The 13922-nt window shown below is 72.0% G+C and carries 13 protein-coding genes; 6 read left to right on the top strand and 7 right to left on the bottom strand.

Annotated elements, in window-relative coordinates; translation table 11 throughout:
* Positions 1-13: 13 nt before the first annotated feature.
* Genes IPN03_06660 through rocD form a run of 5 tightly spaced genes read right to left on the bottom strand, consistent with a single transcriptional unit; the run spans position 14 to position 6179 of the window.
* Complete coding sequence (locus IPN03_06660) at positions 14-910, bottom strand: DUF2785 domain-containing protein (protein MBK9373407.1); 897 nt, start codon at positions 908-910, stop codon at positions 14-16.
* 36 nt (positions 911-946) lie between these two features.
* A complete protein-coding gene (locus IPN03_06655) occupies positions 947-1651 on the bottom strand; it encodes a uracil-DNA glycosylase (protein ID MBK9373406.1) in 705 nt (234 codons plus the stop codon).
* Entirely contained in the window at positions 1648-2733 is a 1086-nt protein-coding gene (locus IPN03_06650) for a calcium/sodium antiporter (GenBank protein ID MBK9373405.1), read from the bottom strand. Before IPN03_06650 ends, IPN03_06655 begins: the two co-directional genes overlap by 4 nt.
* 43 nt (positions 2734-2776) lie before the next feature.
* Entirely contained in the window at positions 2777-4915 is a 2139-nt protein-coding gene (locus IPN03_06645) for a carbohydrate binding family 9 domain-containing protein (protein ID MBK9373404.1), read from the bottom strand.
* 37 nt (positions 4916-4952) lie between these two features.
* The gene (gene rocD / locus IPN03_06640) at positions 4953-6179 is read right to left on the bottom strand and encodes an ornithine--oxo-acid transaminase (GenBank protein MBK9373403.1); all 1227 of its coding nucleotides are present in this window, start codon (positions 6177-6179) and stop codon (positions 4953-4955) included.
* A 152-nt stretch (positions 6180-6331) separates the two neighbouring features.
* Here rocD and IPN03_06635 point away from each other — a divergent pair, with 152 nt between their 5' ends.
* From IPN03_06635 to IPN03_06620, 4 genes are all read left to right on the top strand, one after another.
* Positions 6332-7891, top strand: a complete 1560-nt coding sequence (locus IPN03_06635) for a mechanosensitive ion channel (protein ID MBK9373402.1) — start codon at positions 6332-6334, stop codon at positions 7889-7891.
* Positions 7888-9306, top strand: coding sequence for an aldehyde dehydrogenase family protein (locus tag IPN03_06630; GenBank protein MBK9373401.1), 1419 nt, complete (start codon positions 7888-7890; stop codon positions 9304-9306). The genes IPN03_06635 and IPN03_06630 overlap by 4 nt, the downstream gene beginning before the upstream one ends.
* An 86-nt stretch (positions 9307-9392) precedes the next feature.
* Complete coding sequence (locus tag IPN03_06625; GenBank protein ID MBK9373400.1) at positions 9393-9599, top strand: hypothetical protein; 207 nt, start codon at positions 9393-9395, stop codon at positions 9597-9599.
* Positions 9596-10087, top strand: coding sequence for a hypothetical protein (locus IPN03_06620; protein ID MBK9373399.1), 492 nt, complete (start codon positions 9596-9598; stop codon positions 10085-10087). Before IPN03_06625 ends, IPN03_06620 begins: the two co-directional genes overlap by 4 nt.
* A 44-nt stretch (positions 10088-10131) precedes the next feature.
* Here the strand turns inward: IPN03_06620 and IPN03_06615 are convergent, their stop codons facing one another.
* Complete coding sequence (locus tag IPN03_06615; GenBank protein ID MBK9373398.1) at positions 10132-11595, bottom strand: acyl-CoA dehydrogenase family protein; 1464 nt, start codon at positions 11593-11595, stop codon at positions 10132-10134.
* A complete protein-coding gene (locus IPN03_06610; GenBank protein MBK9373397.1) occupies positions 11592-12155 on the bottom strand; it encodes a hypothetical protein in 564 nt (187 codons plus the stop codon). The genes IPN03_06615 and IPN03_06610 overlap by 4 nt, the downstream gene beginning before the upstream one ends.
* On the opposite strand from IPN03_06610, the gene pxpB reads away from it, so the two are divergent.
* Both pxpB and IPN03_06600 read left to right on the top strand, forming a co-directional pair.
* On the top strand, positions 12154-12954 hold the full coding sequence (gene pxpB / locus IPN03_06605; protein ID MBK9373396.1) for a 5-oxoprolinase subunit PxpB: 801 nt from the start codon (positions 12154-12156) through the stop codon (positions 12952-12954). The two genes, IPN03_06610 and pxpB, sit on opposite strands and share 2 nt — an antisense overlap.
* The gene (locus IPN03_06600) at positions 12951-13883 is read left to right on the top strand and encodes a biotin-dependent carboxyltransferase family protein (protein ID MBK9373395.1); all 933 of its coding nucleotides are present in this window, start codon (positions 12951-12953) and stop codon (positions 13881-13883) included. Before pxpB ends, IPN03_06600 begins: the two co-directional genes overlap by 4 nt.
* Positions 13884-13922: the final 39 nt, after the last annotated feature.

Genomic DNA, 13922 nt, shown 5'->3' with positions numbered 1-13922 from the left:
GAACGCCGGACCCTCAGCCGGCGAGCTTGCCGAGCGCGCCGTTCAGCGCCTTGTAGAACGGCTCCGGCGGCGCCTCCTCTCGGGCGACGAGCGCGGCGAGGTGAACGAGCGCCTGCTTCTGCGCCCTCACCGCGACGAACGCCTTCGGATCGATGGCGGCACCGTTCTTCCAGAGGGCGGTGTTCTCGGCGGCGAGCGCCGCGAGCCAGGCCTCGAGCGGCTTCGGGTCGAAGTCCTTGCGGCGCGTCAGAGAGAGGAGCGCGAGCGCGAGGCGCTCGTCCTCGCCCCAGGCGAAGACGACGCCGGCGGTCCTGAGCCGCGCAGCGACCGCCTCGACGATCCGGGCCTGCCCGGCCGCGCCGAGCTTCGGGTTGCGGGAGAGGAACTTCAGGACGTCGGCCGTGTGCGCCGTCGCGTGGACCCAGCCGGAGCCGGGGACGAAGCCGCGCAGGTCTCTCTCGGTGCCGAGGTAGGCGGTCGAGGCCGCGAGAAGGTCGTCGAACGCCTCCTGCGTCAGCCACGGCGTCTTCAGGTCGGCGGCGGCCAGGATCGCCAGGCCGATCGCCGAGAACGAACGCCCGTACGCCGCGTCGGTCGCGCTTTCCCCGAGCCCCTTCTTCAGCCCGGCCTGCAGCCGGAGGCGCAGGCGCTCCAGGTCAGCCGGCGGGACGAGGCCGTCCTTGTAGATCCACCGCGCGAGCGCCTCGTAGCCGACCCCATCCCTCAGGGCCGGGTCGGGCGAGGCGAGGAGATCCGCCGCCTCGAGGGCGAGGGCCGCGGCCGACTCTCCCTCGGGAACGGCGAAGTCCTTCGCGGCGAGAGCGATCCAGAAGCTCCGATCGTGAACAGGCGGCTCGGCGGTGGCGGGAAGGGCGAGCAGGAGGGACAGGACCCCGGTGGCGAGGCGCATTCCCCGTGTACGGGCGCCGGCACCCCCGGGTTCCGGTCAGCGGCCGGGGCCGAGCGCTTCCCGGGCCCGCGCGAGGACCGAATCGAACATTGCGGGGGTCAGCCTCCCCGTGTTCGTGTTCTGCCGGCTCACGTGGTACGAGCCGAGGAGCGTGAGGCGGCCACGGCCGGGGAGGTCGAGCGCCGCCTCGGCGCCGTGGCCGAAGGTCGGCGCTGGGCGGGGAATCGCGACACCCGCGTCGCCGAGGACGCGGAGCGCCGAGGCCCACGCGAGGCCGCCGAGGGCGAGGAAGACGCGGAGGTTCGGGAGCAGCGCCAGCTCCCGGGCGAAGAACGGCCGGCAGCGGTCGAACTCGTCGGGCGTCGGACGGTTGTCGGGCGGAGCGCAACGGACGGGCGCGAGAACGTAGGCGCCGGCCAGCGCGAGGCCGTCGCCACACCGGGTCGATTCCGGCTGGTTCGCGAAGCCGGCGCGGTGGAGCGCCGAAAAGAGAAAGTCCCCCGAGGAGTCGCCGGTGAAGACCCGGCCCGTCCGGTTGCCGCCGTGGGCGGCCGGCGCGAGGCCGACGATGAGAAGCCCTGCCGCCGGGTCGCCGAAGCCGGGGACGGGCCGCGCCCAGTAATCCTCGCCCGCAAAGCGCCGCGGGGGCTTCGCCGCGCTCTCCTCCCGCCACGCCACGAGCCGCGGACAGGCCCGGCAGGCCTCGATCTCCCGGGTCAGCGTGGCGAGCGTCCGGTTCACCGGGCCGGCGACTTCTGCCGCCGGAAGGCCTTGGCCGAAAGGACCAGGAGCGTCACGACAGTCAGCGGCAGCACGAAGTACGTCATGGCGTGCTGGAAGCCCGGCAGCGCCGCGGACTGTGCCGCCTTCAGGACGAGGAACGAGGCGTAGGCCGTGTAGAAGAAGAGGAAGAGCGCCCCTTCCCACCGCGCGATGACGTGCCCGGTGAAGAAGATCGGGAGGCACGCGAGGGCGACCGCGATCATGACCGGGGTGTCGAAGGCAAGGGCCTGTGCGGCGACCGGGACACCGGTCGGTGCAACGAGGCCCGTCAGGCCGAGGACGGCGAGGATGTTGAAGATGTTCGAGCCGACGACGTTTCCGACGGCGATCTCGCGGTGGCCGCGATACGAGGCGAGGACCGACGTCGCGACCTCGGGGAGCGACGTTCCCGCGGCGACGATCGTCAGGCCGATGACGAGCTCGGAGACGCCGAACGAACGGGCGAACGCCACGGCGCCGCCCACGAGCCAGCGAGCGCCGAGAACGAGCAGCCCGAGGCCGGCGAGGACGAGGAGGAGGTTCGCCCACCAGGAGCCGGTCGGTCCTCCCGGCATCTCCGCTGCCGTCTCCGCGCGCCTGGCGGCGCTCTCCTTCCGGCTCTGGAGCACCGAGAAGGCGGTGTAAGCAACGACCCCGGCGAAGAGAAGCGCCCCGTCCAGTCGCCCTATCCGCCCGTCGAGCGCGAGGACCGGGAGCAGGAGGGAGGCCCCGATCATGATCGGGACGTCCCGGCGCATGAGCTGCCGGTCGACGAGGAGCGGCGCGACGAGTGCGCTGAGGCCGAGGATGAAGAGGACGTTGAAGATGTTCGAGCCGACGACGTTTCCGTAGGCGATATCGGTCTGCCCGGTGAAGGCCGCCTTCACGCTCACGGCCATCTCGGGGGCGCTCGTCCCGAACGCGACGACGGTCAGGCCGACGACGAGCGGCGAGATGCCAGCGGCGAGCGCGATGCGCGAGGCGCCGCGGACGAGGAGGTCGGCCCCGAGGACGAGGAGGCCGATGCCGAGGAAGAAGAGGATGATGGAGAGTGCGCTCACGAGAGCCTCTACAACGCCTGCGGGACCGGGACTATTCCGCCTCTCACGGCAGGATCGCCCACGTCGCCTTCAGGACGACCTGCCACGCCCGTCGCTCGAGCCCCTCTCCCGTCGCCCGGTTGTAGACGAGGTAGACGTCCGAGCCGGGTCGCCACATCCAGCGCAGGCGCGTGTTGAGGCTCGCGACGTCCGCCTCCGAGTTCACCTGGGTGAAGGCCGTCAGGAGCAGGGACCTCGAGAAGTTCCAGGTGCCGCGAAGACCGAGGAGCGAGGTCGTGAAGGCGCCCCCGGGGAGCCTCACGTCGTTGTACTCCTCGGTCAGCGCCAAGAGGAGGTGAGGGTTCGGGCGCCAGGAGAGCTGTCCTTCGTACGTCTCGAGGTGCCCGCCGTAGAACGTCCCCCACTCGACGCTCCCGCTCGCCGAGAGCGCGACGGCCTTGCTCGTGCCGGCCTCGACCGCGTGCCGCCGGTTCCAGTAGGCGCCCTCGGGGACGTGGATGCCGGCGCTGATCTCGAACGGTTCGTCGAGGCGGTCCCACTCGCTGGAGAAAGGCTCCGCCCTGGCGTAGCTCGCGTCGCGCCCCTCGGCCCACATTTCCAGCTGGATCTCGCGCCCGACGGGGTCGCCGGCGGGGTCCTCGAAGTAATCGACCTCGGCCCCGACGCCCCACTCCCTCACGAACCCGCCCGCGGGGTAGAAGCGGCGGGCCGCGCGGCCGAAGAGGTTCGTGATGCCCGTTCGGGGAACGAAGCCGATCCCGGGATCGAAGTCCTCGTCGTAGCGCTTCAGGCTCGAGTAGAGCTGCCAGCTGCCGTCGTCGAACTGGCCGGAGACGCGCCAGCCGTCGGTGTCCGGTCGCCCCTCGGGGTCGCGCGTCGTGGCCCAGAAGGCGGTGAACGCGAGCGTTTCCGTCGGCTTCCAGTCGAGGTCGACACCGGCGGCCCGGTTCCATTCCTTCCCGGCGGGACCTCCTTCCCGGTCGGTGAAGATCGCGCCGACGGAGGAGCGCGCGCCGAGCGGGTGCCGCACGCGGGCGACGTAGAAGTCCGTCTCGGGGAGTCCGAGGGACTCGTCCTGCCGGACCGCGATGACGCCGACCTCGGTCCGGCCGACGTTTCCCGTCAGACGCGCCCCGCCGACGATGGGGACCGGCTCCCCGTCGGAAGAGAGGCCGATGCGCCGGGAGTAGAAGATCTCGCCGAGCTGCTGCTGGCCGAACCGCGTGAAGCCGATCCGCTCGAGGAAGAACTCGCGCTTCTCGGGGAAGAAGAGCGGGAAGCGGGTGAGGTTGACGCGCTGCGTGTCCGACTCGACCTGCGCGAAGTCGGTCCTCACCGTCGCGTCGAGGACGAGCGTCGGCGTCACGCCCACCTTCGCGTCGAGCCCGGCGTCGAGGCGCGCGCCGTTTCGGTACGAGCCCCCGGCCTCGCGGACGTCGTGGTCGTACCCGGTCAGGAGGAACGGCTTGAGGACGAGCGGGAGACGCCGCTCGAGCCGGAAACCGGTCAGCGTCCCCGCCATCGAGATCCGGTTCGGCCCCGCCTCGCGCCGCCACCCGCCCCAGGCCGAGGTCTCCTGGCGGCGCCGGAGCATCCGGAAGACGTTGAAGCCGAAAGAGGTCGCGCCGGCGGGAGCGCGGAGGGCGGAGAGCGGGATCGCGACTTCCGCGCGCCAGCCGTCCGGGCCGACCGAGGTCCGCGACTCCCAGATCGCGTCCCACTCGTCCTCCTCCTCGCCCTCGTTCGTGACGAGGGCGTCCCACTGGGTGCCGAGCGGGTTGACGGCGAAGATCGCCGCGTTCCGGCGGTCGAGGTAGGTGTCGAGGACGATCATCACCCAGTCGTCGGCGTCGAAGTCGCCGTCCCGTTCGTAGTTGCGCGCCGCGACCGGCTTGGCCTCGCGGTCGACGCAGACGACGCCGACGACGACCGCCCGCGGCGTGACGACGACGCGGATTTCCGTCCGCTCCGTCGCCGGCTGGCCCTCGTCGGGGGCCTGCTGCGTGAAGCGGTCGAGGACGGGGGCGTCCTTCCACAGGGGGTCTCCGAGCCGCCCGTCCAGGACGACCTCGCGCGTCGCGACGAGGGCGACGAGAGGTTCCTCCGGCCTCTGGGCGAGACCGGAGGAGGAGAGCGCGAGGAGGGAGAGGATGGCCCGAAGGGCCGCGCGAAGTCGGCGCAAAGCCCCTCAGTTTACCGGGACTGGGGCCCTCTGCGCGTCAGGCCAGGACCGCGTCGAGCTGGTCCACCGCCCAGTCGATCTCCTCGCGCGCGATGACGAGCGGCGGCGCGAGGCGGATCGTCTGCTCGTGCGTGTCCTTGCAGAGCATCCCTCGCTCCTTCAGCGCGTAGCAGTAGGGGCGCGCGAGTCCCGCCGAGACCTTCAGCTGCACTCCGGCCCAGAGGCCGCGGACGCGGATCTCCTCGATCTTGCCGGTCTTCATCCCGCGCAGCCGCGCCTCGAGGTGGAGCCCGAGCTCGGCGGCCCGCTCGACGAGCCGCTCGTCGACGAGGACGTCGAGCGCCTCGGAGGCGACGGCGCACGCGAGGGGGTTTCCGCCATACGTCGAGCCGTGGATGCCGGGGGTGAAGACGTCCATGACCGCGTTCGAGGAGAGGAAGGCGCTGACGGGGTAGAAGCCGCCCGAGAGGGCCTTGCCGATCGTGACGCCGTCGGGGCGGATCCCCTCGTGCTCGAACGCGAAGAGCTTGCCCGTGCGGCCGAGGCCCGACTGGATCTCGTCGAGGATCAGGAGGCAGTTGTGCCGGTCGGCGAGCTCGCGCAGGCCGCGGAGGTAGCCGTCCGGCGGGATGACGACGCCCCCCTCGCCCTGGATCGGCTCGACGAAGATGGCGGCCGTCTCGGGCGTGATCGCGGCCTCGACGGCGGCGACCGAGCCGTACGCGACGATCCGGAATCCGGGCGTGAAGGGGCCGAAGCGGCTCGTCGAGTCGGGGTCGGTCGAGAAGCCGACGATCGTCGTGGTCCGGCCGTGGAAGTTCCCCTCCGCCACGATGATCTCGGCCTTCGGGTACGGGACCCCCTTCACGTCGTAGGCCCACTTGCGCATCGCCTTGATCGCCGTCTCGACGGCCTCGGCGCCGCTGTTCATCAGGAGGGCCTTGTCGAAGCCGCTGAGGCGGCAGAGCTTCTCGAGAAGCGGGGGAAACTGGTCGTTGCGGAACGCCCGGCTCGTGAGGGCGAGGCGGCGGACCTGGCGGATCATCGCCTCGGCGATCCGCGGGTGGTTGTGCCCCTGGTTCACGGCGGAGTAGGCGGCGAGGAAGTCCATGTACCTCTTCCCCTCCACGTCCGTGAGCCAGATCCCCTCCCCCTTCGTGCAGACGACGTCGAGAGGGTGGTAGTTGTGGGCGCCGTACCGGCTCTCGAGGTCGATGAGAGTCTCGGTTCCACGGGTCGTCTCGAGCGTCGCGTTCTCTGTCATCGCCTTCTCCCCGAGCGCGGTGCCCGTCGAGGCCCGCGACGTCTTTCGTCGTCCGCACGGTCGCTGCCAACCGTCGGGACCGTTTCTCTCCCGATCCTACCGAACCGGGGCACCCCCCGTCCCTCTCCGTGTTAGTTTCGTCCTCCGCTCCCATGCCCGGACCCGGCGCCTTACCCGTCTTCTCGCCGGAATCGATCCGGCTCGGGGTCGCCTTCCTGCTGGGGTCGGCGCTCCTCTTCGTCGCCGTGCGCGAAGCGAGGGGCCGCATCGTTCGGCTGGCCCTGGTTTTCGGCGTCTCCGTCCTCCTCCGTGGAATCGGAGCTCTCGCCTTTCTCGAGCTCCCGAGCGCGGCGCCCACCATCCTCTTCATCGCCCTTCTCCTGCAGGGGATCGCCTTCCTCGGCCTGGCCGCGGTCGTCCTCTTCGACCTGCTCCTCCCCCGGGCCCGGGTGCGGGTCCCGCGCATCGCGCGGGACCTCGCGGTCGGGCTCTCGTTCGTGGCCCTCCTGATCTGGCTCTTCTCGGTCCACCAGGTCGACGTCACCGGGATCGTCGCGACGTCGGCGGTCGTCACGGCCGTCATCGGGTTCTCGCTGCAGGACACCCTCGCGAACGTCATGGGAGGCATCGCCCTCCAGCTCGAAGGGGCCGTCGAGCCGGGAGACTGGGTGAAGTTCGGCGACACGTCCGGCCGGGTCCGCGAGACGGCCTGGCGGCACACGGCGGTGGAGACCCGCAACGGCGACACCCTCCTCATCCCCAACAGCGTCCTCGTGAAGACGCCGCTCCTCCTTCTCGGGAAGGCCGGAGGACGCCGGCCGCCGCTCGAGAGGCGGTGGGTCACCTTCGGGGTCGATTACCGGACCTCGCCGGTCACCGTCCTCGAGACGGTGCGCGAGGCGCTGACGCGCGAGCCGATCCCGAACGTCGCGGCCGAGCCGGCACCGAGCGTCGTCCTGATGGACTTCCGTGAGAGCTGGGCCTCGTACGCGGTCCGCTACTGGCTGACCGACCTCCTCCTGGACGATCCGACGGACTCGATCGTGAGAACGCGCGTCCTCTACGCCCTCCGACGTGCCGGGATTGCCCTGTCGAGACCGGCCACGGCGAACTTCGTCACGGTGGAGGAGGAGGGGCACCGCACGCGCCAGGCGAAGCGAGACGACGAGGCACGGCTCGCGGCCCTGGAGAGCGTGCCGCTCTTCGCTGCGCTGACCGCCGAGGAACGCGAGCGACTCGCGCCCGGACTCGTCCGCGCCCCGTTCGCCCCCGGTGAGGCGATGGTCGTCCAGGGACGGCAGGTGCACGACCTCTACATCCTCACGCGCGGCGCGGGAGACGTTCGCATCGAGGTCCCCGACGCCCCTCCGCGCCTCGTCAGCCGGATCACGGCCCCCGGCATCTTCGGCGAAATGGGGATGCTGACCGGCGAACCGCGGCGCGCGACGGTGATCGCCGTGGGCGAGACGGAGTGCTGGCGTCTCGGCAAGGAAATGTTCAGGGAGATCCTCCACGAGCGTCCCGCCATCGCCGAAGCGGTGTCGAGGATCCTCGCGGCGCGCCAGGTGGAGCTCGCGACGGCGACCGAGGGACTCTCCGAGGAATCCCGCCGCCACCGCATCGAGGCGGCGCACGTCTCCCTCGTGACGAAGATCGAACGCTTCTTCGGCCTCGGCCCGCAGGCCCGGGGCTCCGAGAGGGACGGGAAATGAGAGAGACGAAGCTCTTCCTCGGCGGCGTGTGGGAAGAGGGTGACGACGCGACCGTCGTCCGTTCGCCGTGGGACGGATCGCCGGTCTCGCGCGTGGCGCGGGCAGGGCCGTCGACCCTCGACCGCGCGGCGGAGGCCGCTCTGGGGGCGGCCCGGGCGATGGCGGCTCTCGCCGCCGAGAAACGCGGGGCGATTCTCGAGGCGGCGCGCGCCGACCTCCTCGGCCGGAAGGAAGAGGTCGCCCGTGCGATCGTCGAAGAGGCGGGCAAGCCCATCGCCCTCGCCCGGGGAGAGGTGGAACGCGCGGGGGACACCCTCCTGGCGGCGGCGCACGTGGCCCGATTCCCCGAGCTCGTCGCGCGCGATCTCTCCGGCTTCGCGAGCGGCGCCGGGCGGATCGCCCTGACGAAACGGGTGCCGATCGGGCCGGTCCTCGCGATCACGCCGTTCAACTTTCCCCTCAACCTCGTCGCGCACAAGCTCGCCCCCGCGGTCGCGGCAAGCTGCCCGGTCGTCCTCAAGCCCGCGAGCCAGACACCAACGGCGGCTCTCCTTCTCGCCGCCGCGCTCCAGCGCGCCGGGCTCCCCGACGGGGCGCTCTCCGTCGTACCCGCGCGGGCAGCCGACGCCGAGGCGCTCGTCTCCGATCCCCGCTTCGCTCTCCTCACGTTCACCGGCTCGGCCGAGGTCGGCCTTGCGCTCCGGAAGAAGGCCTGGGACCGGCGCGTCGCCCTCGAGCTCGGAGGAAACGCCGCGGTCATCGTCGAGCCCGACTGGGACGACCTTCCCGACGTGGCGCGCCGGATCGCGGCCGCGGCGTACGCCTGGGCGGGGCAGTCGTGCATCAGCGTGCAGCGGGTCCTCGTGCATCGCGACGTGGCCGCGCGCCTGAGGGCCCTCCTCGTCGAGGCGACCGAGGCCTTTCCGAAGGGGGACCCGTCCCTGCCTTCGACCCTCTGCGGGCCGATGATCGACGCCGCCAACCGCGACCGCGTGCTGGAGTGGATCGCATCGGCGAAAGCCGCGGGAGGGACGCTCCTGGCGGGAGGGACGGCGGAGGGCGCGATGGTTTCCCCGGCGCTTCTCGACGGCGTCCCGGACGAGGAGCCGATCGTGGCCGGCGAGCTCTTCGGCCCCGGCGCGGTCCTCTCGACGTACGACTCCTTCGAAGAAGCGCTCGCCCGCGTGAACGCCTCGCGCTACGGGCTCCAGGCGGGCGTCTTCAGCCACGACGTCGCGAAGGTGCGCCGCGCGTGGGAGACGCTCGAGGTCGGGGCGGTCATCCAGGGGGACGTCCCGACCTGGCGCAGCGACCCGATGCCCTACGGCGGCGTCAAGGCTTCGGGAACGGGGCGCGAAGGGCCCGCCTCGGCGTTCCTCGAGATGACCGAGGAACGGATGCTCGTCCTGCGCTGAGCCGGCGCCCGCGTCCCGGACGGCACGGAGCGCTCGGCGCCGTGGACGCCGGCAGACGGGCTGTGACGTTGGCTATGATGAAGGTCATGTCGGACGAGGTCGAGCCGAGGAGAGAGGAGGCGCCCTTCGTCGCGGACGGGCTTGCGGCGGGCGCCTACAACGAGGAGGGTGTCGACCTGACGCTCATCCGAATGTTCCTGCGGCTGACCCCGGCCGAACGGCTCGACGAGGCGAGCTCGTCCGCCAACGGGATCGAGGAGCTGCGGGCGCTCCAGATCCCCGCGTCCCGATGACGTTCGACTTCCGGCGCGCGCTGACGGTGCTCGCGGCGCACGAGGTGGAGTTCATCGTCGTCGGAGGGATCTCGGCCATCCTGCGCGGGGCGCCCGTCGTGACCCTCGACCTCGACATCGTGCACCGGCGTACCCCGGACAACGTCCGTCGCCTGCTTGTCGCGCTCCGGTCGATCGATGCCCGGTATCGGCACGATCCGCGGGGGCTCGTCCCCGAGGCGCAACATCTGCTCGGGCCGGGCCACAACCTTCTGCAGACGACCTGCGGTCCGCTCGACGCGCTCGGGGCGATCGACGACGGCCTTTCCTACGACGACCTGCTCCCGGACAGCGAGGAGATGCGGGTCGGGCCCGACCTGTCGGCCCGAGTGCTTTCCCTGCGTCGCCTGGTCGAGCTGAAGGCGGCCACCGGCCGGCCGAAGGACGTCGCCGTGCTCCCGACGCTTCGGGCGACGCTCGTGGAGCTCGAGAGGACTCGGGACGCCTGAGCCCCTCCGGGCATCGCCCGGCCCGCGTCCTCTCCGTTCCGCCATCAGGTCGTCGCGCGGCGCAGCTCTCGGGCCACCGTCCCGGCGAGCCGGGCGAAGACGCGCTCCGACTCGGCCTCCTTGCGCTCCGCGGGAAGGGCGAGCCACTCGTCGACCTCCGACCGGGACATTGCGAGGGCGACGGGGTTCCCCCCCCGCGCGGCGATCCCGTCGAGGAGCGGGACGTGGACTCTCTTCTTCTCGACGACCTCCATGCCGTCGAGGATCTGCCGGTGCGGCGTCCCTTCCCAGATCCCCAGGATCATCGCCTCGCGCAGGAGCCTCTCGACGGGGTAGTCGGTGAGGATGCCGGCGCCGCCGTGCGCCTCCATCGCCCACTTCGCCGTCTGCACGGCGACCTCGGCCGTCCAGTACTTCGAGAGGTGGGCCACCAGCCGGAAGAGGTGGTAGCGGTCGGAGTAGCGCGGCGTCTCGCGCCAGACCTCCGAAAGAAGCGTCACCGCCTCCCAGGCGAGGGCGAACGCGTCGAGGAGCGTCTCGTGCCGCTCCCGCGCCTGGCGCGCGAAGAGGGGCTGCTCGGCGACCGGCTTTCCGAACGCGACGCGTCCCTTCGCGAAGCTCCAGGCCTCGTGGAGCGCCCGCTGCGTCAGCGCGACCGCTCCGACGCTGTTGCAGACACGTGAGACGTTGAGCGCCTCGAGGACGAGGTAGGTCCCCTGGCCGCGCTCGCCGAGGAGGAACCCGACGCTGCCGTCCAGCTCGACCTCGCCGGTCGGGACGGAGCGCGTGCCGATCTTGTCCTTGAGCCTGCGGACCCGGAAGTTGAGCGTGCCGTCGTCGCGCCGCTGCGGCACGAGGAAGAGCTCGAGGCCGCGGACGCCGGCCGGTGCGCCTTCCGGGCGGGCCGCTGCGATCGCCAGCTCGGCGCCGACGTTGCTCGTGAAGTACTTCTCGCCCGTCAGGAGCCAGCGGTCGCCGTCGGGACGGGCGACGGTCTCCACGAACGAGCCGAGGTCCGAGCCCCCCTTCGCCTCGGTCATCCAGGTCGCCCCCTGCCAGACGGAGTCGTCCCGCTTCAGGAGCTTCGGGAGGTACTTCGCCCTGAGATCCGCCGAGCCGTACTTGGCGAGCGGGATCGCCGTCGAGAGCGACACCGTGTGAGGGCAGTAGAGCCCCGCATCGTAGAAGGACGTCACGTAGCCGACCTGGTACGACGCGAGGAGGTCCCCCTCCTCGACGGCCTTGAAGACGACGCCGGCCTCGTACCCCTTCGTCAGGAGCTCGCGGTACTCGGGCGGGAAGACGACCTCGTCGATGCGCGCTCCGAAGCGGTCGAACATCCGGAGAGGGGGCGTTCCGGCCCGGTCGACCGCCTCGGAGATCCCCTTTCCGCGCCCTTCGAAATACGCCTCGTAGCCGGCGAGGACCCTTGGATTGCGCAGGGGACCGAGGCGCCCTTCCAGGAACCGGGCCGGGGAGGGGAGGAGCGCGTCCAGCGTTGGGCTCATGGCGTTCCCCCCCCCCCCCCCCCCCCCCCCCCCGGGGGCTGGGCTCCCCCACCCCCCCCCCCCCCCCCCCCCCCCCCCCCCCCCCCCCCCCGCCGCCACTCGAAGGCTCCCTCCACGGCCGCAGCGACGGCGGCGAGAGCCTTCTTCGCTTTGGCCTTGCGCTGCGCGCCGGTGCCTCCGGCGCCCGAGGCAAGCTCGTCGAGCGTCGTGGCCAGCTCGCGGGCTTTCGCGGCCGCCTCGCGCAGGGCGCTGGCGTTCTTCGGCTCGGCCGGCTTCGGCGCGGCGGGCGTGGTGGCTGCGGGCACGCTGGCGGCCGGAGAGGGAGCAGGCGCGCCCACGCGCAGGACCTCCTCGATTCCCCACGTCGTCACGTAGACGTGGTCCCGCGTGGGGGCGTCGGTGACCCAGCCTTCGGCGTGGAGCTTGTTGAGGATCATCTCGGCGCTTCCGAAGAGCTTCTCCTGCTTCAGGACGTCGAAGGTGGAGACCATCTGGCGTGGGTTGCCGCCCGCGAGCTCGTAGAGCCTCTTCAGGACCTGGTGGAAAACGTCGAGAGCCATGAAGCGTTCCCTCCGCGCGATTTTGGCCCACGGTAATCCCGGGCCGGCCCGGCGTCGAGGGAAAGCGCTTCCCGCGTATCGTGCGGGGAGAGTGAGCGGCGACGACGCCCCCCCGATTCCCCGTCTCGTCCCTTCGAGCGACGCTGCGCTCCTCGCCGTCCTGGCCGCCGAACCGTCCGAGAGCGCCACGGCCGCGGTCCTCGCCCTGCGCGCAGCGCTCGCGGCGAGCCCGCCACCCGGCCTCGTCGACCTGCGGCCGGCCTACACGTCGCTCCTCGTCGTCTTCGACCCGCGGACGACGACACACGAAGAGATCGAACGCATCGTCATGCCGCTCCTGCCTCCCCCGGGGCTCGCCCTCGCGCCCGCGGAGCGGACGGTCGAGATCCCGGTCTGCTACGAGGGGGAGTGCGCGCCGGACCTTGCGGACGTCGCCCGTGGGGCGGGGCTCGCGCCCGAGGAGGCGGCCGCACTCCACGCGGGAGCGTCCTACCGCGTCGCATTCCTCGGCTTCTCACCCGGCTTCGCCTATCTCCTCGGTCTCCCGCCGGGCCTCGCGACCCCGCGGCTTCCCGCGCCGCGCCTGCGGGTGCCGGCCGGAAGCGTCGGGATCGCGGGAGGCCAGACGGGGCTCTACCCGCGCGCGACGCCGGGCGGCTGGAGACTCGTAGGGCGGACGCCGGTTCCACTCTTCGACCCGGGCCGCGAGGGCGCGTCGCTTCTCCTGCCCGGCGACGCGGTCCGGTTCGTCCCCGTCTCACGGCACGACTTCGACCTCTTCTCAAAGGGACCGCGATGATCCGCGTCCTCTCGCCGGGGCTCCTGACGACCGTCCAGGATCTCGGGCGCCCCGGTCTCGGTGCGTTCGGCGTTCCGCCGGGCGGGGCCGCCGACGCGCACGCGCTCCGCCTCGGGAACCTCCTCCTCGGCAACGACGAAGGGGCGGCGGCCCTGGAGGCGACGCTCGCAGGTCCGGAGCTCGTCTTCGAGGACGAGGGGCTCGTCGTGCTGGCCGGGGCCCCGTTCGCGGCGATGCTCGACGGGGAAGAGCTCGCGGCGTGGAGCGCGATCCGCGTGCGCGCCGGCAGCCGACTCACCCTCGGGCGTGCGGTGTCCGGCGCCCGCGGGTACCTCTGCGTCCGCGGCGGAATCGACGTCCCGCACGTCCTCGGCAGCCGGTCGACCGACGTCGCGACGGGTTTCGGGGGACTCCTGGGGCGTGCGCTGGCGGCCGGAGACCTCCTCCCGATCGGACCGCCCCTTGCCCCGCCGCGGGGCCTGAGCGTCGACGCCGCGGCCGCGCGCTGGAACGGGCCGCGCCGCCTCCTGCGCGTCACGCCGGGACCCCAACAGCACTGGTTCTCACCGAAAGCGCTCGCGACCTTCTTCTCCTGCTCCTTCCGGGTTTCTGCCTCCTCCAGCCGGACCGGCGTCCGGCTCGAGGGTGAGCCGCTCGAGGCGCCCACCCGGTCGCTCGTCACGGAGGGGGTCGTCGCGGGGGCGGTCCAGGTCCCGGCAGGGGGGCTGCCGATCGTCCTTCTCGTCGAGCACCCTTCGACGGGCGGATATCCGAAGATTGCGAGCGTGATCTCCGCCGATCTCTCCGCCCTCGCCCAGCTCCGTCCCGGCGACGAGGTCCGCTTCGCGCGGGTCTCGTTCGATGAGGCGCGCCGGTGGATCCTCGAGCGCGAGGCACGGATCAACCGACCCGGAGTCTTCCTGCCGTGAGGTTCGCCTGGCTTCGCGAGGCCTCGCCCGAGGCCCGGC

This window comes from Holophagales bacterium, assembly GCA_016719485.1.
Taxonomy (GTDB): Bacteria; Acidobacteriota; Thermoanaerobaculia; order UBA5066; family UBA5066; genus UBA5066.
Note: the sequence above shows the minus strand (reverse complement) of the source record. Positions and strands in the feature narration are given on the sequence as shown.